We start from the raw sequence: 20383 nt of genomic DNA, 5'->3' as shown, positions 1-20383 counted from the left end.
CCACCACCGGTGATCGAGCCTGTCGTACCGGTGATCGACCCTGTCGCGCCGGTGATCGAGCCTGTCGAGATCCCGAACTCGGTCTCGACAAGCTCGACCACCGGAAAGACCGGGGAATCGGTCTCGACAAGCTCGACCACCGGGGTCACCAGTGTCGCGGCGAAGCGCAAGCCGAAACGCCCCACGAAGCCGCGAGCCACAAAGCGCGAGACAGTGCTATCGATCGAAGGTCTTTCGAAACGATTCGGGGACACCGTGGCCGTCGACGGAATCGACCTCGCGGTCACCGCCGGGTCGATCTTCGGAATCGTCGGGCCCAACGGCGCGGGCAAGACCACGACGCTCTCTATGGTGACCGGACTGGTCCGCCCCGACTCCGGCACGGTCGTGGTGCACGGTTCCGGCGTCTGGGCCAATCCCGCCGCGGCCAAGCGCATCATGGGTGTTCTGCCCGACCGGCTGCGACTTTTCGATCGACTGACCGGTGCGCAACTGCTCTACTATTCCGGCGTGCTTCGGGGATTGGATGCCGCAACAGTGCGGCAACGGTCGGCGGACCTGACCACCGCTTTCGGTCTTGACGATGCCGTCAATCGGCTTGTGGCCGACTACTCGGCCGGTATGACCAAGAAGGTGGCGTTGGCCGCCGCGATGATCCATTCACCGCGACTGCTCGTGCTCGACGAACCGTTCGAATCGGTCGACCCCGTGTCCGCGGCCAACATCATTGAAATCCTGCAGCACTACACCACGGCGGGCGGCACCGTCGTGCTGTCCAGTCACAGCATGGACCTCATCCAGCGCATCTGCGATTCGGTGGCGATCATCGTCTCCGGCCGGCTGCTCGCATCCGGGACCATGCGCCAAGTTCGCCGCGGAGCGAGCCTGGAAGACCGGTTCGTGGAACTTGCCGGAGGACGCAAGGCGGCGGAAGGCATGGAATGGTTGCACAGTTTCTCGGACTGAAGGTCCGACTGCTGGCGAACCTGTTCCGGCGTAGCCCCTGGCAGGTGGTCGGCATCGTGCTCGGCCTCATTTACGGGCTGGGAATTGCGCTGTGGCTGGTAGTCGGACTGGCCGCGCTGCGGTTCGCTTCGGTGGAGCTGGCCCGGGACGCGGTGGTCACCGCCGGGTCGATCATCATGCTGGGCTTTCTGGTGCTGCCGCTGGTGTTCGGGGTCGACGACGTGCTCGATCCGCGCCGGTTCTCGTTGTTCGGCATCCCGAACCGCCGACTGGCCGGGGCGCTGGCCGTCTCTGCCCTGGTCGGCGTGCCATCTCTGGTGATCTGCGTGGTCGCGGTGGCGCAGATCGTCACCTGGAGCCGCGGCGCCGCTCCGGTGGCCTTCGCGGTGGCAGCGGCGCTGTTGATCGTCGCAAGCTGCCTGCTTGCCGCCCGCGTCACGACATCCGTCGCCGCATTTCTGCTCGCCACGAGGCGGGCCAGGGAAACCACCGGACTGATCGCCCTCATCACCCTCGTGTCGGTCTCGCCGGTCGTCGTGCTGCTCACGGGCGTCGACTGGCAGCGCAGCGGGTTGGCGGTGCTGAAAACCCTCGCCACGGTTCTCGGCTGGACGCCACTGGGCGCCGCGTGGGCGGCTCCCGCTGATGCCGCCGCCGGAGATTTTGGCGGCGCGCTCCTCAAACTCGTGATCGCGTTAGCGTTCCTGGGGCTGCTCTGGCTGGTCTGGCAATCGCTCGTGGCCTGGATGCTGACCACGCCGCAGCGGGAGGCCGGAGTGCGTGACTATGCCGGTCTCGGCTGGTTCAGCCGAATGCCCAGCACCCCGGTCGGGGCGATCGCCGCCCGCAGCATCACCTACTGGCTGCGGGACGCCCGCTACCGGGTCGCCCTGGTCATCGTGCCGATCGTTCCGACGGTGATGATCCTCATCCTGCTCGTCGGCGGCGTACCTGGTCGGTTCCTGGTGCTGTTGCCGGTGCCGATCATGTGCTTCTTTCTGGCCTGGAGCACCGTGCACAACGATGTGGCGTACGACAACTCCGCCATCTGGCTCCACGTGGTCTCGAGTACCGCCGGCTGGGCCGACCGGGTGGGCCGGCTGATCCCCGCGCTGGCATTGGGCATCCTGGTGATCGGGATCGGCGCGCCGGTCTGTGCGACGCTCGCCGGGGACTGGTCCATGCTGCCGTCGTTGATCGGCGTCAGCGGATGCGTGCTGCTCTGCGGCCTCGGACTATCGAGCATCATGTCGGTGCGCTTCCCCTACCCCACCGTGCGGCCGGGGGACAGCCCGTTCTCGCAGCCGCAGTCCAGTGCGACCGCGGCCACCTGGATGCAGACCCTCACTGTTGTCGCGATCGTGGCGCTCGTGGCGCCCTCGGTCATCCTGGCCTTCCTCGGATTTGAGTTCGGCGCGCTGTGGCATTTCGCGTCGTTGGCCGCCGGAATGGTGATCGGGCTGGCGGTGCTGGTCATCGGCGTCGCCTGGGGCGGGCGGATGTTCGAGTCGCGTGGGCCGGAGCTGCTCGCATTCGCGCTGCGCACCTGAGCGGATACCGCGTTCAGCAGCAGCAATTGCATCGGATTGTGCTTAAGATTGGCGCATGAGCAGCACAGATTCCGGAACCTCAACGCTCGACCGTGAACTGGAAGAACTCCTCCGGCAAGAAGTGGAGGAAGGCGACCACGAGCGGTTCTCCCACTACGTGCAGAAGGAGAAGATCCTGGAGTCGGCGATCAGCGGCAAGCCGGTGATCGCGCTGTGCGGAAAGGTGTGGACGCCGGGACGCGACCCGCAGAAGTTCCCCATCTGCCCGACCTGCAAAGAGATCTACGACAAGCTGAAGAAGTAACGCGGGCCGCGTCCTACTCAGGCCGCGGCGAACACGGTCTGGAACTCCCGCTGCGGAACCGGAGCGGCACCCTCCACCAGGTAGCGCGCGTACGCAGACAGCGTCAGGAAGGTCGGGAAGTCCTCCTGTAGCGCCACGGAGCGGAACACGTCGATCGCGTCGTCGAAACGGTCGCCATCGAACCGCGGAAACGGATGCGCGATGAGGATGCCTTCCACCACGTCGGCGGTGATCGTCGTTCCGTCCTCGGTCGTGGTGCCGTGCCGGATCCACTGCCAGATCTGCGACCGGCTGATTTCCGCGGTAGCGGCGTCCTCCATCAGGTTGTCGATGGCCGCGGCGCCCACCCCGCGCAGCCACGACTCGATGTACCTGACGGCGATGCTGACGTTGCTGCGCAGCCCCGCGTAGGTCACCGATCCGCCGATCCCGCGGATGTCCAGCAATTGATCCCGGGTGACGCGCACGTCGTCGCGCATCCGGTCCAGCTGGTGCGGCCGTCCGTTCAGCACGGCGTCGAATTCGGTGCGCGCCGTCTCGATCAGATCCGGGTGCGCGACCCAGGTGCCGTCGAATCCGTCACCGGCCTCGCGGCGCTTGTCCTCGCGCACCTGCTCCAGCGCTTGTGCGGTCACCTCCGGGTCGCGGCGGTTGGGGATGAACGCGCTCATCCCGCCGATGGCGTGGGCGCCGCGCTTGTGGCAGGTGCTCACGAGCAGTTCGGTGTAGGCGCGCATGAACGGCACCGTCATGGTGATCTGCTTGCGGTCGGGCAGAACGTACCAGCTGCCGCGGCTGCGGTAGTTCTTGATGATGCTGAAGATGTAATCCCAGCGTCCGGCATTCAACCCGGCGCAGTGATCGCGCAGTTCGTAGAGGATCTCGTCCATCTCGAAGGCGGCCGAGATGGTCTCGATGAGCACGGTGGCCCGGATGGTGCCGTGCTCCAGGGCCAGGTACTCCTCGCAGTAGGAGAACACGTCGTCCCAGAGTCGGGCTTCCTGGTGGGATTCGATCTTCGGCAGGTAGAAGTATGGGCCGCGTCCCTGCGCGATGAGCCCCGCGGCGTTGTGGAAGAAGTAGAGTCCGAAGTCCACGAGGCTGCCCGACGCCGGCATGCTGACCCCGGTGCGGTCGACGAAGTCCAGGTGCTTCTCGACCAGGTGCCAGCCGCGGGGACGCATCACGATCGTGGGCGTCTCGCCGTTGTGCACCGAATACACCTTGCCGTCGTCGCTGGCGTACTCGAGGGTGCCGCGCACGGCGTCGAACAGGGTCAGCTGGCCGCCGATGACGTTGGCCCAGGTGGGGCTGGTGGCGTCTTCCTGGTCGGCGAGCCACACGTTGGCGCCGGAGTTCAGCGCGTTGATGGCCATCTTGCGGTCGGTCGGTCCGGTGATCTCCACGCGGCGGTCTTGAAGGCCGGGGCCGGCGCCGGCGACGCGCCAGCTGTCGTCGGAGCGGATCGATTCGGTTTCGGGCAGAAAGCGCAGGTCGCGCCCGTTGCCGAGGTCGAAGCGGCGTTGCATCCGCTGCGCCAGAACGTCGTGGCGGCGGCCGCTGAACCGGTCGTGCAGCTGCGCGAGGAAGTGCAGCGCGTCGTCGGTGAGGATCTCGTCGTACCGTTCGCCCATGCTTCCGGCGATCTGGATTCGGGCTTCTGTACTGGTATTCAGTGCGGTGTTCATGTCATCTTTCTTTCGTGCAAGCCCCGCGTGCCTCCCACCCCGTTTCAAGGAGTTTCTGCATCCAGTGCCCCTGTTGCCAGGCAACTAGGGCGGTCGGAAGCAGAAACTCCGTGAAACGGGTCGCGGATGCGGGTGATCTGGTCAGTGGAATTGGGCGGTCTCTGTGGAGCCCGCCATGGCGAGGGTCTTGCTCTCCGGATTGAGAGCGGAGGCGATCCGGTCGAAGTAGCCGGTGCCCACCTCGCGCTGATGGCGCGTGGCCGTGTATCCGTCGCTTTCGGAGGCGAATTCTGCCTCTTGAAGCTCGACGTAGGCGCTCATGTGGCGCCTGCTGTAGTCCCGGGCGAGCGAGAACATGGAGTGGTTCAGTGCGTGGAAACCCGCGAGGGTCACGAACTGGAATGCGTACCCCATGGCCGCGAGCTCCTTTTGGAAGCTTGCGATCTGGTCGTCGTCGAGGGCGTTCTTCCAATTGAACGACGGCGAGCAGTTGTATGCCAACTTTTTGCCCGGAAAATCTCGGTGGATCGCCTCGGCGAACGTGCGGGCCAGGTCGATGTCGGGCACGCCGCTTTCCACCCAGAGCAGGTCCGCGTACGGCGCGAAGGCCAGTCCGCGGCTGATGACGGTCTGGATGCCCGGGGTGGTCTCGTAGAAGCCGTCCGAGGTGCGCTCGCCGGTGAGGAATGGTGCATCCCGCTCGTCAATGTCGCTGGTGAGCAGGTTCGCCGCCAGCGAGTCGGTGCGGGCGATGATGACCGTGGGCACGTCGGCGACATCCGCGGCAAGACGCGCCGCGTTCAGCGTGCGGATGTGCTGGCTCGTGGGCACGAGCACCTTGCCGCCCATGTGGCCGCACTTCTTCTCGCTGGCCAGCTGGTCCTCGAAATGCACCCCAGCCGCCCCCGCGTCGATCATCGCTGACATCAGTTCGTAGGCGTTGAGTGGACCGCCGAAGCCGGCCTCGGCATCCGCCACGATCGGCGCGACCCAGTCGATATCGGATGCGATGGCGCCCGAGTCGGCATCCGCCTCGCTGAGCGCGACCTGGTCGGCGCGCAGCAACGCGTTGTTGATTCTGCGGACCACTGCGGGCACCGAGTTCGCCGGATACAGGCTCTGGTCGGGGTAGGTCTGTCCAGCCAGGTTCGCGTCGGCGGCGACCTGCCATCCGGACAGGTAAATCGCCTTCAATCCGGCGCGCACCTGCTGCACCGCCTGATTTCCGGTCAGTGCTCCGAGGGCGGCCACCCAACTCTGGTTGCCGTCGCCTTCGTGGAGAAGTCGCCACAGGTTCTCCGCACCGCGGCGTGCCAGGGTGTGCTCCTCACGAACCCTGCCGCGCAGGGTCACGACGTCCTGTGCGCTGTAGTCGCGGACGATGCCCGACCAGCGGGCGTCGGCGCTCCACAGCGCCTCCAACTCGGCGGTGGTCTGGGTCTGGTCTCCTGGTCGTGTGGTGGTCATGAGCTACTCCTTCGGTGTCGTAAAACCCACACTGGGGCAACATCGAGCGCTCTTCACTGAAAATGTTCGTAGAAATTACGCTGTTTTTCTATTCCGTGCAAGAACGGGCTGTGCAACGCTAGTCGGATGACTCCAGAAGCAGTGCCGGTCCCGCACCATGAAGAGATGCTCGACTCACTCACCCTCGGCCGACGCATCCGTCAACTACGCAAGGACCGCGGTATGACGCTGGATGAAGTCGGTGCCGCGATCGGCCGCGCCGCCTCGCAGGTGAGCGTGCTCGAGAACGGCAAGCGCGAGCCGCGGCTCGGCGACTTGCGCTCGGTGGCCAGGGCTCTCGGGGTGTCGCTGGAGCACTTGCTCGCGGCGGAGGCGCTGCCCAAGCGCGCGCAACTGGAGATCGAGTTGGAGCGTGCACAGCGCGGGCCGTTGTTCGACTCGCTCGGACTTGCCCCATTGCACGTACGCAAATCGCTCAGCGACGAGGCAATCGAGACCATCATCGCGCTGCACGCCGAACTGGACAGGTTGCACCGGGAGCGCGCCGCCACCCCGGAGGAAGCCCGCAGGGCGAACACCGAGCTGCGGCGGCAGATGCGAACCCAGAACAACTACTTCCCCGACCTGGAAGCCCAGGCCCGTCAGTTGCTCGCCAGGGTCGAGCACACCGGCGGCCCACTGTCGCAGCGGGTCGCCTCGGACCTCGCGGCACATCTGGGATTCTCGCTGCACTACGTTGGCGACCTGCCGAACTCCACGCGGTCGGTGAGCGACCTGAAGCACCATCGTATCTACCTGAAGATCAACGCGGGCGGCGACCCCCGCACGGTGCTGCTGCAGGCCCTGGCCGGACATGTGCTGGGCGCGAAACAGCCCAAGGATTACCGCGACTTTCTGTTGCAGCGGGTGGAGACGAACTATCTCGCCGCGGCGCTCATGGTGCCCGAGGATGGCGCGGTTGCGTTTCTGAGCGAGGCCAAGGACAAGCGGGAACTGTCGGTCGAAGACCTCCGCGACGCGTTCGCCGTGAGTTACGAGACGGCCGCGCACCGGTTCACCAACCTCGCCACGCAGCACCTGGGCATCCCGCTGCATTTCCTCAAGGTGCACGAGTCTGGCACGATCTCGAAGGCGTACGAGAACGACAGTGCCGCCTTCCCCACGGATGCCCTCGGTGCCGTGGAAGGGCAGCTGGTCTGCCGCAAGTGGAGCGCGCGTCGGGTGTTCGACGCGGAGGACCGGTTCAGCCCGTTCCACCAGTACACCGACAAGCCCAACGGCACCTACTGGTGCACCTCGAGCATCCAGTCGACCGCGCAGGGCGCGTTCTCGGTCAGCGTCGGCACGCCGTTCAGCCACGTGAAGTGGTTCCGGGGCCGGGACACCGCGAACCGGCAGAGCTCCACCTGCCCCGACGAGTCCTGCTGCCGCAGCGCACCGGCGGATCTCGCCGCGACGTGGGAGGGCAAAGCATTCCCCAGCGCCAGGATGCAATCGTCGCTGCTCGCGGCCATGCCAGCCGGCGTCTACCCTGGGGTGGACCAGACCGAGGTGTACGAGTTCCTCGAGGCGCACGCGCCCAGGTAGCTCCCCGCCGCCGGAGCTGCGGCGCGCGGGAGCTGCGGGTGAGCCGGTCGGAGGTTACGGGGCGCGGGTCGGCGTTGCTACGCGTAGACGGTGGGAATCACCGGCTCGCCGCGCGCCAGGCGGAAGGCCTCCTGCGGCAACTCGGCCATCGCACTGGCGCAGTGCTCGCGGGCCAGTCGCGTTCCGGCTGCGCCGCGGAACCGCTCATCCGCCACACCGTGGCGAATGAGCGGCACGAGCAACGGCCGACCGACGGCATCCGTCGGTTCGGTGCCGACGTGGATGGACTCGCTCGTGGCGACGCCCGCCGGGGTGAGCGTGCGGATCGGGAACTTGCGGCCGCCGACCGACAGTTTCTCCGCCGACCTTTTGGCCACGGACACCCACTCGCCGTCGCTGCCCTGTCGCGCCACCAGTTTGTACACCATCCCCGCAGTCGGCGCGCCGGACCCGGTGACCACCGACGTGCCCACGCCATAGGAATCCACCGGCGCGACGCGCAGCGCCGCAATCGCGAACTCGTCGAGGTCGCTGGTGACGGTGATGGTGGTGCCCGTCGCCCCGAGGCCGTCGAGCTGTTTGCGCACCGCGGCCACCTGGCCGGGCAGGTCGCCGCTGTCGATGCGCACCGAACCCAGGCCGGTGCCGGCAACCTTCACCGCCAACTCCACCGCCGCGGTGACGTCGTAGGTGTCGACGAGCAGCGTGGTCTGTGGGCCGAGCGCGGCGACCTGGGCGCGGAAGGCATCCTCTTCGCTGTCGTGCAGCAGGGTGAACGAATGGGCTGCGGTGCCCATCGTCGGCACTCCCCAGGAGCGGCCGGCCTCGAGGTTGCTGGTGGCGCTGAACCCGGCGATGTACGCGGCCCGGGCAGCGGCGACCGCTCCACGTTCGGTGGCACGTCTGGAGCCCATCTCGGCGACCGGCCGGTCGCCCGCGGCGCCGACCATCCTGGCCGCGGCGCTGGCGACCGCGGTGTCGTAATTCAAAACGCTGAGCACGAGCGTCTCGAGCAGCACCGCCTCCGCGAAGCTGCCCTCCACTACCAGCACCGGCGAGCTCGGGAAATACACCTCGCCCTCCTGGTAGCCCCACACGTCTCCGGTGAAACGGTAATCGGCGAGCCAGTCCAGGGTGGCTGAGTCGACGACGGCATTGTCCCTCAGCCAGGTGATTTCGGCATCATGGAATCGGAAGTCGGCGATTGCCTCGAGCAGTCGTCCGGTGCCGGCCACCACTCCGTATCGCCTTCCGACGGGCAGATGGCGGGCGAACACCTCGAACACGCAGCGGCGGTCGTGCGTGCCTGCGCGGATGGCGGCATCGAGCATCGTCAGTTCATAGCGGTCGGTGAGGAGTGCGCTGGTCACACACGAGAGCCTAGCGAGGGTCGAATCCGCCGCGGGACGACCGGGCTAAACTTGGGGCTTGTGAATGACGCGCCCATTGGAATCTTCGACTCCGGTGTCGGTGGACTCACCGTGGCCCGTGCGATCATCGATCAGCTTCCCGGAGAGTCGATCGTCTATGTCGGCGACACCGCCCATTCGCCGTACGGCCCCAAGCCCATCGCCGATGTCCGGAAATATTCCCTCGCGGTAATGGATGATCTGGTCGCCGAAGGGGTCAAGCTGCTCGTGATCGCCTGCAACACGGCGTCGTCGGCGATGCTGCGTGATGCCCGTGAGCGGTTCACCGACGGTTACGGCATCCCGGTCGTCGAGGTGATTCAGCCCGCGGTGCGCGCGGCCGCGCGGCAGACGAAGAACCACCGGGTAGGCGTGATCGGCACCGTGGGCACCATCAAATCCCGCGCGTACGAGGATGCCTTCGCCGCAGCATCCGACCTGCAGCTGTTCCCCAAAGCCTGCCCGCGATTCGTGGAGTTCGTCGAGGCTGGCATCACCTCCGGCCCAGAGTTATTCGCCATCGCCGAGGGCTACCTGCAACCGCTCAAGGACAGCGGCATCGACACACTCGTGCTCGGCTGCACGCACTACCCGCTGATGTCTGCCGCCATCCAATACGTGATGGGTCGGGAGGTCACGCTGGTCTCCAGCGCCGAGGAGACCGCCTTCGACGTGTATCGCACGCTGGTCAAGCACTCGCTCCAGCGCAGCGTCGCAGCGCCACCCAGCTACACTTTCGAGGCCACCGGCGGCAGCCAGGACCAATTCACCCGCCTCGCCCGCCGGTTCCTTGGGCCCGAGGTGTCGACCGTGGAACTCGTGGAGACCGGCGCCATTCAACTTCCGATCCTGACTGCGAAAGAGGACAGCGCATGACCGACACCACCGCACTGAAGTTGCGCGCCGATGGGCGTACCCTCGACGAGTTGCGACCGGTGACCATCGAGCGCGGCTGGAGCGAGCAGGCCGAGGGTTCCGCGCTGATTTCGTTCGGACGCACCAGGGTGCTGTGCACCGCATCGTTCACCAACGGTGTTCCGCGGTGGATGACCGGCAAGGGAAAAGGCTGGGTGACCGCCGAATACGCGATGCTGCCGCGCTCCACCAACGAACGGATGGCGCGGGAGTCAGTCAAGGGCAAGATCGGCGGCCGTACCCACGAAATCTCCCGCCTGGTGGGCCGCAGCCTGCGTGCCGTCGTGGACCTCAAGGCACTGGGCGAGAACACGATCGTGATCGACTGTGACGTGCTGCAAGCCGACGGCGGCACGCGCACCGCCGCGATCACCGGTGCCTATGTCGCGCTCGCCGACGCCCTGGAGTGGGGCAGGGCGAAGAAATTCCTGGGCCAGAACTCGAAGCCCTTGATCGACAGCGTCGCCGCGGTGTCCGTCGGCATCATCGACGGCACACCAATGCTCGATTTGGCATATACCGAGGATGTTCGCGCCGAGACAGACATGAACGTGGTTGTCACCGGTCGCGGACTGTTCGTCGAGGTGCAAGGCACCGCCGAGGGAGCCCCGTTCGACCGTACCGAGTTGAACGCGCTCCTGGACCTCGCGCTCGGCGGCACGAAAGCGCTCACCGTCGCCCAGTTGGCGTCCCTCACGTCGTGAAGCTCGTCCTCGCCACCCACAACGCGCACAAGGTGGAGGAGCTGCGGCGCATCCTCGAACCGCAGCTTGCCGGCCTCGAACTGGTCGGCTACGACGGCCCCGAGCCGGTCGAGGACGGCGTCACGTTCGCCGAGAACGCACTGATCAAGGCGCACGCCGCGGCGGCCCACACCGGCCTGCCGGCGCTCGCCGATGACTCGGGGATCTGCGTGGATGCGCTGGGTGGCGCCCCCGGCATCCACTCGGCCCGCTATGCGGGGACACGGGTGGATGCCGACAACCTGACGCACCTGCTCGAAGAATTGGGGGACACCGACAACCGTGCCGCCCAGTTCGTCTGCGCCGCGGCGCTGGTGGACGGCAGCTTCGAACACGTCGAGCTGGGGGTCTGGCCCGGGTCGGTGTTGCGCGCTCCGGCGGGCAGCGGAGGTTTCGGGTACGACCCGATCTTCCAGCCGGAGGGATACCACGTCGCCTGCGCACAGTTGAGCGCGGCCGAGAAGGATGCGATCAGCCACCGGCGACGCGCCTTCTCGGCGCTCGCCCCCACCGTGCTGGAACGGTTGTCCTGAAGGGCGCTGCCGGCTTCCGGTCGTTCACCCCCGAGCGATAGCTTTCCGGTCGGGATGGCCGGCCGCGGCGCACGGTTTCGACCGGAAAGCTATCGGTCCCGGAACGCGGTGGCGAATGGCTCGCCGAGGCCGGGCAGCCTACCCTTGAGGTGTGACCACCACTGCTCCCGTCGCGGGCTCCGCGAACCGAGCGCGTCTGTCGCTCGCGCTCGGGATCGTCGTGTTCGTGTTGGCGATCGAGGTCATTGGGGCGGCACTGACCGGGTCACTTGCCTTGCTCGCCGACGCCGGGCACATGCTCTCGGATGTGATCGGCTTGGTGGTTGCGCTGGTGGCCGTGTCCGTGGCGACCAGACCGGCCACCGACCGCTCCACGTTCGGCTTCCAGCGGGCCGAGGTGTTCGGCGCCCTGGTGAACGGCGTCATCCTGCTCGTCGTCGCCGTCTCGGTGGGCGCGTCGGCGTTGGTGCGGCTGCTGGGGCCGGGACAGGTTGAGGTTCAGAGCGTACCGATGCTCGTGGTGGCTATCGTCGGCCTCGTCGCGAACATCGTCGCCGCGCTCATCCTGCGCAGCCACGCGGCGGCCTCCATCAACATGCGCGGCGCCTACCTCGAGGTGCTCGGCGACCTACTCGGCTCGATCGCCGCGATCGTCGCCGCCGTGGTCATCCTGGGCACCGGATTCGTGCAGGCCGACTCGCTCGCGTCACTGGCGATCGCATTGCTCATCGCCCCGCGCGCGCTATTGCTGCTGCGCGACTCCATCAGGGTGCTCAGCGAGTCCGTCCCGGCACACACCAGTGTCCTGGAGATCCGCACGCACATCCTGGGCACCCGCGGCGTCGTCGATGTGCACGACGTGCACGTCTGGGCGATCACCTCGGGAAACCCGGTCTTCTCCGCCCACGTGGTCGTGGAGCCGGCGGTGTTCGCCCATCGAGGAACCGGGCGGCTCCTCGACGAGCTCTCGGAGTGCCTGGCGACCCACTTCGATGTCGCCCATTCAACCTTCCAACTCGAGCCCGCCGAACATGCCGAGCACGAGGACCACTTCCACAGGTAGTGACCGGGCCGCCTCAGGACCCGAGCAGCAACACCAGCAGGGCGATGTTGAGCGCCACGAGCAACCCGGCGGTGACCGAAGCCGCGAGCGTGGTGTACCAGCGGTTCATCGATTCACCCATCAGAGCGCGCTGGGCGGTGAGGATCACCAGCGGAACCAGCGCGAACGGGATGCCGAACGACAGGAACACCTGACTGAGCACCAGCGCCGAGGTCGGGTCGACACCGATCCAGAGGATGACCAGCGCCGGAATCAGGTTGACCAATCGGCGCAGCAGCAACGGGATGCGGATTCGGAGCAGGCCGTGCATGATCTCCGCGCCCGCGTAGGCGCCGACCGAGGTGGACGCCAGCCCGGAGGCGAGCAGCCCGATCGCGAACAGGGTCGCTACGAGGGGGCCGAGCGAGGCCTCCAGCGCGGCGTGCGCGCCCTCCAGCGTGTCCGTGCCGACGACGCCCTGGAGCGAGCTCGCGGCGAGCAGCAGGATCACGAGGTTCACCGTGCCGGCGATGGCAAGGGCGATGGTGACATCCGCTCTCGTCGCGCGCAGGATGAGACGCCGCCGACGTCCCGGCGCCACCAGCCCGAAGCGGTCCCGGGTGAGGGCAGAATGCGCGTAAATCGCGTGCGGCATGATCGTGGCCCCCAGGATGGATGCCGCGAGCAGCACCGAACCGCTGCCCTCGAAGCGCGGCATCAGGCCGGCGGCGGTCGCTGCGGCATCCGGCGGCTGAATGACGATGCCGGCCGAGAAGCCGATCGCGATGATCGCCATCATCGCGATGATCACTCGTTCGAACGGTCGGGTGTCCCGCCTGGAGTGGATGCCAAGCACCAGCATCGAGACTCCGCCGGTGATCACGCCGCCGGCGAGCAAGGGGAGGCCGAAGAGCAGATTGAGGGCGATCGCACCGCCGATGACCTCGGCGAGGTCGGTCGCCATGGCCACGGTCTCGGCCTGCAACCAATACAGCAAGCGCTGCCAGGTGTGCCTGAGCCGTTCGCCCATGAGTTCGGGCAGGCTGCGGCCGGTGACCAGGCCCAGTTTTGCCGACAGGTACTGCACGAGCCAGGCCATGACGTTCGCCGACACGACGACCCACACCAACAGGTAACCGAACTGCGCGCCCGCGGTCATGTTGCTCGCCACGTTGCCGGGATCGAGGTAGGCGACGCCGGCGACCAGTGCCGGACCGAGCAACGGAAGCAGTCGCTTCGTGCGAGAGTAGGCCGTATCCGGCCGGGTGCCCTCGTCGGTCGCCGCGGTATTCACAACCCATAGTCTAATATTTCGGTGTACCGAAAAACAGCATGAGATCGTTCGGGAGAAGGCGACCGTGAACAGCGTCATTGAGGACTACGTCAAGGTCATCTACTCTCACACCGAGTGGCAGAATCAGCCGCTCACCACGTCAGCGCTTGCCGAGCGGCTGGGCCTGGCCGCCTCATCGGTGACCGAGATGGTCAAGAAACTCGTCACGAGCGGCCTGGTGACCCACATTCCGTACGGGGCCATTGAACTCACCGACGCCGGTCGGTCCCTGGCGCTGCGGATGGTGCGCCGGCACCGGCTCATCGAAACCTGGCTCGTTGAATCCTTCGGCTACAACTGGGACGAGGTGCACGACGAGGCGGAAGTGCTCGAGCACGCCGTCTCCGACCGGATGCTGAACCTCATTGCCGACAAGCTCGGCCATCCGCAGCGCGATCCGCACGGCGACCCGATCCCGGATGCCCGTGGGCGGCTCGTCCGCCCCGCCGCTGTGGTACTCACCGACGCTCCGGACGGGTTCACTGGGCAGGTAGTGCGCATCAGCGACCGCAACCCGGAACTGCTGCGCTATCTCGAGTCGCAGGCGATCACGGTGGACTCCCGCCTTACCGTCGTCCGCCGGATGCCGTTCGGCAGTTCCATGACGATCGACGTCGGGGGTGTAGAACGTGAACTCGGCGATGAGGCGGCCGCGTCCATCTGGGTGGCCGAAGCCGGCGGTGCTCCGCAGTCGCGCTAGCGTTGACAGCGATGAACGACAACGCACCCAGCACCTCCGTCCCGATCGACGACTCCCCGGCCGAGCGCATCCACGCCGCCGTGCGACGCTTCGGCGAACCCGTCGTCGCCACCCGGGCGGCCAACCTGCTGCGCGGCCGCAACGAGGGCGACGAGTTTCTGCTCTGGGTCGGCGGCCGCCACGCCCAGGGCGTGCTGGATGGTGCGCCTGCACTCTATTGGCCGGAGTTGTGGGGGGCCAGGGCACTGTTGAGCGCCTGGGACGATTCTGCCGCGGAGGCAGTCGTTGCAGGTCTGGACAACCAGGCCTGGCGGGTGCGGGAAATGTGCGCCAGGGTCTGCGCGGCGCACGGACTGGATGCGGCCGGCGCGCTGCTGCGCCACACGACGGATGCGGTGCCCCGGGTACGCGCCGCCTCTGCTCGGGCGCTGGCCACAGCCGGCGAGGCGAGCAGCGCCGCAGCCCTCACCGCGATGCTGAGGGATCCGGACAAGGAAGTGCGCCGGGCCGCGCAGCAGTCGCTAGCGGCGCTCACCACCCGCACCGACGCGGTGAGCACCGAACAACCGCACAGCTAGCGGTTAGTCCGCACTAGCGGTCAGTCGAGCGATTCCGGCTTCAGCGCCGCGTCACCGTCGGCCAGCTGGCGCGCGTCGCTCCGGTTGGCCGCGCGGGCCTTCACGCTGGAACGGATGTAGTGGTAAATGGTGGGGATCAGCGTCAGCACTACCGCGCCGAGCAGGATGATGTCGATGTACGACTTGACGAAGTCCGCGATCGGCGGGATGTAACCCAACAGGTACCCGCCCAGGGTGAGGCCGATGCCCCAGAGGATGGCGCCGACGAAGTTGTACAGCGAGTACTTGCGGTAGTTCATGTGTCCGACGCCCGCGGCTACCGGTGCGAAGGTGCGTAGGATCGGGACGAACCGCGCCAGAACTACGGCTAGCGGCCCGAACCTCTCGAAGAACGCGTTGGTGCGCGCCACGTTGTGCTTGCTGAACAGCCCGCTTTCCTTCTGCTCGAAGATCCGGGGGCCGGCCTTGTGCCCGATCAGATAGCCCACCTCGCCGCCGAGGAATGCGGCGAACCCGATTGCTAGCGCCGCCCACCAGACGTCCACACCGATGCCGGGGTGGAATGCGAACAGCCCCGTGATCACCAGGAGCGTGTCGCCCGGCAGCAGGAATCCGATCAGCAGCCCGGTCTCGGCGAAAATGATCACGCACACGCCGATCAGCGCGTATGGGCCGAACCCGTGGATCAGAGTTTCCGGGTCAAGCCAGGGGATGAGGGCGGTGGCAGTCACGTACGATCTGTCTCCATTCGGGTTCGGCCGAGGCTGCCTCGACCACACAGTGCTTCCCACAGAGTAACTGTCGCCACCTGCGAAGAGGACTACAAAAAACTTACTGTCGTGCGGGAGAAGGGACTTGAACCCTCACGCCTTTCGGCACAGGTACCTAAAACCTGCGTGTATACCAATTTCACCACTCCCGCGAGCGAGTCAAGGCTACTTGATCGCCGCCCACCGTTGAACGGCCGCCGCCTCCGGCCTGTGGATAACCCGCACCACCCCCATTCGTTCTGGCGCATGATGGCCCGATGAGCAGAGCCGTCGCCATCATCACCGACCGCGTGCGGGAACGTGTGCGCCTGGACGGTGTCGATTTGAGCCGCGACCGCGACTTGGCGCACCGGTACGTGCACGATGAGGTTCAGCGGTACAGCGAGTATGCGCTCGGCGGCTCGGTGCCATTGCTCGCCGACGAAGCCCAAACCGCGAGGGACATCGTCGCGAGCATCGTCGGATTCGGGCCTCTGCAGCGTTTCTTCGACGATCCCGAGGTCGAGGAGATCTGGATCAATTCTCCGACCGAGATCTTCATCGCCAAGGGCGGCCTCGCCGAGCGCACCGCGGTGGAATTGACGGACACCGCCGTGCGCGACCTGGTGGAACGGATGCTGCAATCGACCGGCCGCCGCGTCGACGTCTCGAGCCCGTTCGTCGACGCGTCGCTGCCCGACGGATCGCGGCTTCACGTTGTCATCCCCGACGTGACGCAGAAGCACTGGGCGGTCAACATCCGCAAGTTCACGCAGCGCATCAAGGAGTTGCAGCACCTCGTCGACATGGGCTCGCTCACCGCTCACGCCGCCGAGTTTCTTCGCGCCTGTGTGCTGTCCGGGCAGAACATCCTGGTCTCCGGTGCCACTCAGAGCGGCAAGACCACGCTGCTGAATGCCTTGTTGTCTGCATCCCGCCCGCAGGAACGCATCGTCACGGTTGAGGAAATCTTCGAGCTCGACCTGCTCGCCCGCGACACCGTGGCCATGCAGTGCCGTCAGCCCAGCCTGGAAGGCACCGGCGAGATCTCCCTGCGCCGGCTGGTCAAGGAAGCGCTCCGGATGCGCCCGGACCGCCTGGTGGTCGGCGAAGTGCGCGAGGCGGAGTCGCTCGATCTGCTGATCGCGTTGAACAGCGGTATCCCGGGAATGTGTTCGATTCACGCGAATACCGCGTCGGATGCGCTCGCCAAGCTGTGCACGCTTCCGCTGCTGGCCGGCCGGAACATCGACTCAGCCTTCGTGGTGCCCACCGTGGCGAGCGCGATCGACATCGTGGTGCACTGCGAGTTGCTACGCACCGGCACCCGCCGCATCGCCGAAATCTCCGCGCCGACCGGCAGGTCCAGCCAATCGGCGATCGAGACCGGATCGATCTTCGCACTGCGGCATGGCATCCTCGAGGCGACAGGGACGGTGCCGGTGAAGACCGCCAAGTTCCAGGCCTGCGGCGTCGATCTTCCGGCGATTCTCGGGGTGAACGGATGACTCTGCTGCTGGGCTGCGGTCTCGGCCTTGGCCTCGTGCTCACCCTGTCACCGCTGCTCTGGCCCGCCGAACGCCGCCGCCGCCGCGACAGGCAACTCTTCGGCGGTTTCCACGACAGGCTCGCTCAGGCCGGCCTTCATTTCGTCAGCATGCCTCTGCTCGTCGTGGTGTCACTGATCGTCGCCGCGGTGGGCGCGGCCACCACCTTCGCGCTGGTTCCGGTCGTGGCGCTGGCCGCGGCCGCCGGTCTGGTCGCCGCCACAATGCCCACCGTGGTGGTCAATTGGCGGGCGCGGCATCGGCGCCGGGCCACTCGGGGGAACTGGCCGGATGCCGTCGATCACCTCGTCTCCGCCGTGCGCAGCGGGCTATCGCTTCCCGACAGCGTGACCACTCTCGCGCGCCTCGGCCCCGAGGCGACCAGAGAGGACTTCGCGGCGTTCGAGCGCGACTATGTCGCCACCGGCAACTTCCAGGTCGCCGTGGACGGTGTGAAGGCGCGGCTGGCCGATCCGGTGGCCGATCGCATCCTGGAAACGCTGCGGATGTCCCGCGAGGTCGGCGGTACCGAGCTGACCACCGTGCTGCGCAACCTGGCCGCATCGCTCCGGAGCGAGGTCGCCATGCGCGCCGAGGTCGAAGCGCGCCAGTCCTGGATCGTCAACGCCGCCCGGCTCGGGGTGGCAGCGCCGTGGATCATCCTGCTCATGCTGTCCACCCGCACCGAAGCGGCCAGTGCCTACAACACGCCAACCGGAGTCATCGTGATCGTTGCCGGTCTGGTCGTGAGTGTCGTCGCCTACCGGCTGATGCTCGCCCTCGGTCGGCTGCCGGAGGAGCGGCGGTGGTTCCAATGAACTCCATCACGGCCTGGGGCGTGGTCTGCGGCATCACCCTGGGTGTGGGGCTGTGGGCGCTGGTGAGCATGCTGCCCAGATTGAGCCGGCCGCGCTTGATGCATCGGGTGGCACCGTATCTGGTCGATGTCTCCGCGGGTGCCCGGGCGCTGGTTGCCCGCCGTGCGGTGGACCCGCTGCCGCTGTTCGGCGCACTGTTTTCGCCGCTGTTCACCCGGGGGAGGACGCTGCTATCGGCGGCGCTCGGCGGCGCCGGCGTCGTTGGCGTGCGGCTGAGGCAGGCCGGGTCGTCTGAGACCGTCGAGAGCTTCAGGTCCCGCCAATTGGTGGTCGCCATCTGTGGTGTCGGCGTTGGCGTACTGCTGGGCTTCGCCCTCTCCCGGGTCCACGAACAACCGATCCCGCTGCAACTCGCACTCGTGCTGGCGTGCGGACTGGCTGGGATCCTGCTCTGGGATCGGCTCTTGCAACACCGCGCAGCCGGTCGCATCCGTCGGATGGCCAGCGAACTGCCGACCGTGCTGGAATTCTTGACGCTGAGCCTCTCCGCCGGTGAAGGCATCCTCGACGCGCTGCGCCGAGTTGCGCGGGTCGGCCGCGGCGAGCTCGCGGCGGAGCTGGCGAGCGTGGTGACCGCAGTCAACACCGGATTACCGCTCGCGTCCTCCTTGAGCGCCCTCGCCGACGGGGTGCGGTTGCCGGCGTTGACCCGTTGTGTGGAGCAAATCACCGGGGCACTCGAGCGCGGCACGCCACTGGCCGAAGTGCTGCGCGCCCAGGCGCAGGACGCACGCGATGACGCGAAACGGCAACTGCTGGAGAGCGCCGGCACGAAGGAGGTGGCCATGATGCTGCCACTGGTCTTCCTGATCCTGCCGACCACCATCGTGTTCGCGATTTTTCCCGGCATCTTCGTGCTGCAGTTCGGCTTCTAGCTCCAAGGAAGGGAATCGACCATGACCGCATTCAGGCGGCTGTTCCGCAACGACCGGGGCGACGTCCCCGGGTGGGTACTCATCACCCTGATGACCGCTGGGCTGGTGATCATCATCTGGAGCCTCGCCGGGCCCGCCCTCAGCAACGTGTTCCAACAGGCCATCGAACGCGTGACCGGATTCTGACACCATGCCGCGGCGGCTGCTGCACGGCCAGGACGGCGATGCCACCGTCGACTTCGTGCTGGTCGGGGCGCTGCTCACCGTGCTCACGCTGGGCGTCATCCAACTCGGACTCGCCCTCCTCATTCGCAACACCGTGCTGGACGCGGCCGCGGAAGGAGCCCGCTACGCCGCTCTGGCCGACAACGGGCTCGATGACGGCGTGCAACGCACCAGGGACCTGATCACCCTCGCGCTGGGTACCAGTTACGCCGACGATATCGACGCATCCTACGAACACCATCTTGGCACCGCCGCCGCTGTGATCACCGTGCGCGCGCCGTTGCCGCTCATCGGGCTTCTCGGCATCGAGCAGGGGATGGAGGTACAGGGCCATGCCGCGGTGGAGTCGCTGGAGTGAGGACGACGGCACCGCGACGCTCGAGTTCATCACCGCCGGACTGATCCTGCTGGTGCCGCTGGTGTATCTGGTGCTGTCCATGGCCGCGATTCAGGGTGGGGCGTTCGCCGTGGAGGGAGCCGCCCGGCAGGCGGTGCGCGTGTTCGTGCAAGCCGACACCCTTCCGGAAGCGCGGGAGCAGGCCGAGCTGGCGGTGCGCTTCGCGCTCGCGGATTACGGGCTGGATGCCGGCGACGCGGCGGTGGCGGTCAGTTGCGCACCGCGCCCCGACGACTGCCTGACCCGCCTGAGCAGGGTGACAATCACCGTGGCCATGACGGTCCCGCTTCCGGTGCTGCCGGCCGTGCTGACCGACGGCACGCCGCTCGGGGTGCCAGTGCACTCCGGTGCCACCGAGCAGGTGTCACGATTTTGGAGCGGAGGATGACGACACGAACCCGTGCGCGCGGACGGCCCAGGCCCGGCACTGCCTGGCAATTGGGTGACGAGGACGGCTCCACGCTGCTGCTCACCATCTTCTACGGCTTCGTGGCCCTGGTGCTCATCCTGCTGGTAGTGGCCGCCACGTCGCTTTACCTGGAACGCAAGCGGCTGCTCGGCGTCGCCGACGGCGCGGCGCTGGTCGGCGCCGAGGCGTTCGCGCTGGATGCGGTCACGCTGACCCCGCAAGGGCCGCGCCCGACTCTGCGCTCGGCCGATGTCGCGGCCGCCGTCGACGAGTACCTTCAGACGATTCCGGGCGACAGCCTCAAGGAGCTCGTGGTCGAACGTGCCGAATCCGTCGACGGGGAAAGCGCCACTGTGCAACTGTCCGCGTATTGGCGGCCGCCGCTGGTCTCCCTGCTGGTGCCGGACGGCATCCGCATCGACGCCACCTCGGTGGCGCGGTCCGTGTTCTCTTGACGCGGTGTTCTCTTGACCGCGGTGTTCTCTTGA

General features: G+C 67.1%; 22 protein-coding genes and 1 tRNA gene. 17 read left to right on the top strand and 6 right to left on the bottom strand.

Translation table 11 applies throughout. The annotated features are described in order from the left end of the window. Positions 1 to 213 precede the first annotated feature (213 nt). From ABFX56_RS12740 to ABFX56_RS12730, 3 genes are read left to right on the top strand one after another with little or no spacing between them, the layout of a single operon-like run. The gene (locus ABFX56_RS12740) at positions 214 to 966 is read left to right on the top strand and encodes an ABC transporter ATP-binding protein (protein ID WP_346233795.1); all 753 of its coding nucleotides are present in this window, start codon (positions 214 to 216) and stop codon (positions 964 to 966) included. Further along, a complete protein-coding gene (locus tag ABFX56_RS12735) occupies positions 942 to 2516 on the top strand; it encodes a hypothetical protein (protein WP_346233713.1) in 1575 nt (524 codons plus the stop codon). Before ABFX56_RS12740 ends, ABFX56_RS12735 begins: the two co-directional genes overlap by 25 nt. Before the next feature lie 55 nt (positions 2517 to 2571). Then, positions 2572 to 2820, top strand: coding sequence for a DUF3039 domain-containing protein (locus tag ABFX56_RS12730; RefSeq protein WP_346233712.1), 249 nt, complete (start codon positions 2572 to 2574; stop codon positions 2818 to 2820). A gap of 17 nt (positions 2821 to 2837) precedes the next feature. Here ABFX56_RS12730 and aceB read toward each other — a convergent pair whose 3' ends face one another. Then, complete coding sequence (gene aceB, locus ABFX56_RS12725; protein WP_346233711.1) at positions 2838 to 4508, bottom strand: malate synthase A; 1671 nt, start codon at positions 4506 to 4508, stop codon at positions 2838 to 2840. Positions 4509 to 4649: 141 nt separating this feature from the next. Beyond that, complete coding sequence (aceA, locus tag ABFX56_RS12720) at positions 4650 to 5975, bottom strand: isocitrate lyase (RefSeq protein ID WP_346233710.1); 1326 nt, start codon at positions 5973 to 5975, stop codon at positions 4650 to 4652. A 126-nt stretch (positions 5976 to 6101) separates the two neighbouring features. On the opposite strand from aceA, the gene ABFX56_RS12715 reads away from it, so the two are divergent. Further along, positions 6102 to 7562: a helix-turn-helix domain-containing protein gene (locus ABFX56_RS12715; RefSeq protein WP_346233709.1), complete on the top strand. Its 1461-nt coding sequence runs from the start codon at positions 6102 to 6104 to the stop codon at positions 7560 to 7562. Positions 7563 to 7639: 77 nt separating this feature from the next. Here ABFX56_RS12715 and ABFX56_RS12710 read toward each other — a convergent pair whose 3' ends face one another. Then, on the bottom strand, positions 7640 to 8893 hold the full coding sequence (locus ABFX56_RS12710; RefSeq protein ID WP_428834450.1) for a nicotinate phosphoribosyltransferase: 1254 nt from the start codon (positions 8891 to 8893) through the stop codon (positions 7640 to 7642). Between the two features lie 99 nt (positions 8894 to 8992). On the opposite strand from ABFX56_RS12710, the gene murI reads away from it, so the two are divergent. The 4 genes from murI (at position 8993) to ABFX56_RS12690 (ending at position 12225) form a co-directional block, all read left to right on the top strand. Next, positions 8993 to 9847, top strand: coding sequence for a glutamate racemase (gene murI / locus ABFX56_RS12705; protein WP_346233707.1), 855 nt, complete (start codon positions 8993 to 8995; stop codon positions 9845 to 9847). Continuing rightward, positions 9844 to 10590, top strand: a complete 747-nt coding sequence (rph, locus tag ABFX56_RS12700; protein WP_346233706.1) for a ribonuclease PH — start codon at positions 9844 to 9846, stop codon at positions 10588 to 10590. Before murI ends, rph begins: the two co-directional genes overlap by 4 nt. Beyond that, positions 10587 to 11162 (top strand): RdgB/HAM1 family non-canonical purine NTP pyrophosphatase, encoded by a 576-nt coding sequence (gene rdgB / locus ABFX56_RS12695; protein WP_346233705.1) that lies wholly within the window; start codon positions 10587 to 10589, stop codon positions 11160 to 11162. The genes rph and rdgB overlap by 4 nt, the downstream gene beginning before the upstream one ends. Positions 11163 to 11313: 151 nt before the next feature. Continuing rightward, on the top strand, positions 11314 to 12225 hold the full coding sequence (locus tag ABFX56_RS12690) for a cation diffusion facilitator family transporter (protein ID WP_346233704.1): 912 nt from the start codon (positions 11314 to 11316) through the stop codon (positions 12223 to 12225). Between the two features lie 13 nt (positions 12226 to 12238). On the opposite strand, the gene ABFX56_RS12685 is transcribed toward ABFX56_RS12690, so the two are convergent. Further along, entirely contained in the window at positions 12239 to 13498 is a 1260-nt protein-coding gene (locus ABFX56_RS12685; RefSeq protein WP_346233703.1) for an Nramp family divalent metal transporter, read from the bottom strand. Between the two features lie 64 nt (positions 13499 to 13562). Between ABFX56_RS12685 and ABFX56_RS12680 the strand changes: the two genes are divergently transcribed. Further along, positions 13563 to 14237, top strand: a complete 675-nt coding sequence (locus ABFX56_RS12680; protein WP_346233702.1) for a metal-dependent transcriptional regulator — start codon at positions 13563 to 13565, stop codon at positions 14235 to 14237. A gap of 11 nt (positions 14238 to 14248) precedes the next feature. Further along, the gene (locus ABFX56_RS12675; RefSeq protein ID WP_346233701.1) at positions 14249 to 14815 is read left to right on the top strand and encodes a HEAT repeat domain-containing protein; all 567 of its coding nucleotides are present in this window, start codon (positions 14249 to 14251) and stop codon (positions 14813 to 14815) included. A gap of 20 nt (positions 14816 to 14835) precedes the next feature. Here the strand turns inward: ABFX56_RS12675 and ABFX56_RS12670 are convergent, their stop codons facing one another. Beyond that, on the bottom strand, positions 14836 to 15546 hold the full coding sequence (locus ABFX56_RS12670) for a DedA family protein (RefSeq protein WP_346233700.1): 711 nt from the start codon (positions 15544 to 15546) through the stop codon (positions 14836 to 14838). A 109-nt stretch (positions 15547 to 15655) separates the two neighbouring features. Beyond that, positions 15656 to 15737 (bottom strand) — tRNA-Leu (locus ABFX56_RS12665). A 105-nt stretch (positions 15738 to 15842) separates the two neighbouring features. Here ABFX56_RS12665 and ABFX56_RS12660 point away from each other — a divergent pair. The 7 genes from ABFX56_RS12660 to ABFX56_RS12630 are packed head-to-tail and all read left to right on the top strand — an operon-like array spanning position 15843 to position 20350. After that, a complete protein-coding gene (locus ABFX56_RS12660) occupies positions 15843 to 17072 on the top strand; it encodes a TadA family conjugal transfer-associated ATPase (RefSeq protein WP_346233699.1) in 1230 nt (409 codons plus the stop codon). After that, the gene (locus tag ABFX56_RS12655; RefSeq protein ID WP_346233698.1) at positions 17069 to 17929 is read left to right on the top strand and encodes a type II secretion system F family protein; all 861 of its coding nucleotides are present in this window, start codon (positions 17069 to 17071) and stop codon (positions 17927 to 17929) included. Before ABFX56_RS12660 ends, ABFX56_RS12655 begins: the two co-directional genes overlap by 4 nt. Continuing rightward, positions 17926 to 18864 (top strand): type II secretion system F family protein, encoded by a 939-nt coding sequence (locus ABFX56_RS12650; protein WP_346233697.1) that lies wholly within the window; start codon positions 17926 to 17928, stop codon positions 18862 to 18864. The genes ABFX56_RS12655 and ABFX56_RS12650 overlap by 4 nt, the downstream gene beginning before the upstream one ends. Positions 18865 to 18885: 21 nt before the next feature. Further along, a complete protein-coding gene (locus tag ABFX56_RS12645) occupies positions 18886 to 19050 on the top strand; it encodes a hypothetical protein (protein ID WP_346233696.1) in 165 nt (54 codons plus the stop codon). 4 nt (positions 19051 to 19054) lie between these two features. Beyond that, on the top strand, positions 19055 to 19447 hold the full coding sequence (locus ABFX56_RS12640) for a TadE/TadG family type IV pilus assembly protein (RefSeq protein ID WP_346233695.1): 393 nt from the start codon (positions 19055 to 19057) through the stop codon (positions 19445 to 19447). Then, positions 19422 to 19874 carry a hypothetical protein gene (locus ABFX56_RS12635; protein ID WP_346233694.1) on the top strand — a complete coding sequence of 151 codons (453 nt, stop codon included), beginning with the start codon at positions 19422 to 19424 and terminating at the stop codon, positions 19872 to 19874. The genes ABFX56_RS12640 and ABFX56_RS12635 overlap by 26 nt, the downstream gene beginning before the upstream one ends. Beyond that, complete coding sequence (locus ABFX56_RS12630) at positions 19871 to 20350, top strand: pilus assembly protein TadG-related protein (RefSeq protein WP_346233693.1); 480 nt, start codon at positions 19871 to 19873, stop codon at positions 20348 to 20350. Before ABFX56_RS12635 ends, ABFX56_RS12630 begins: the two co-directional genes overlap by 4 nt. The last annotated feature ends 33 nt before the right edge of the window (positions 20351 to 20383 follow it).

It is taken from the genome of Parafrigoribacterium mesophilum, assembly GCF_039652555.1.
GTDB lineage: Bacteria > Actinomycetota > Actinomycetes > Actinomycetales > Microbacteriaceae > Parafrigoribacterium > Parafrigoribacterium mesophilum.
This window is presented reverse-complemented; position numbering and strand designations above follow the sequence as displayed.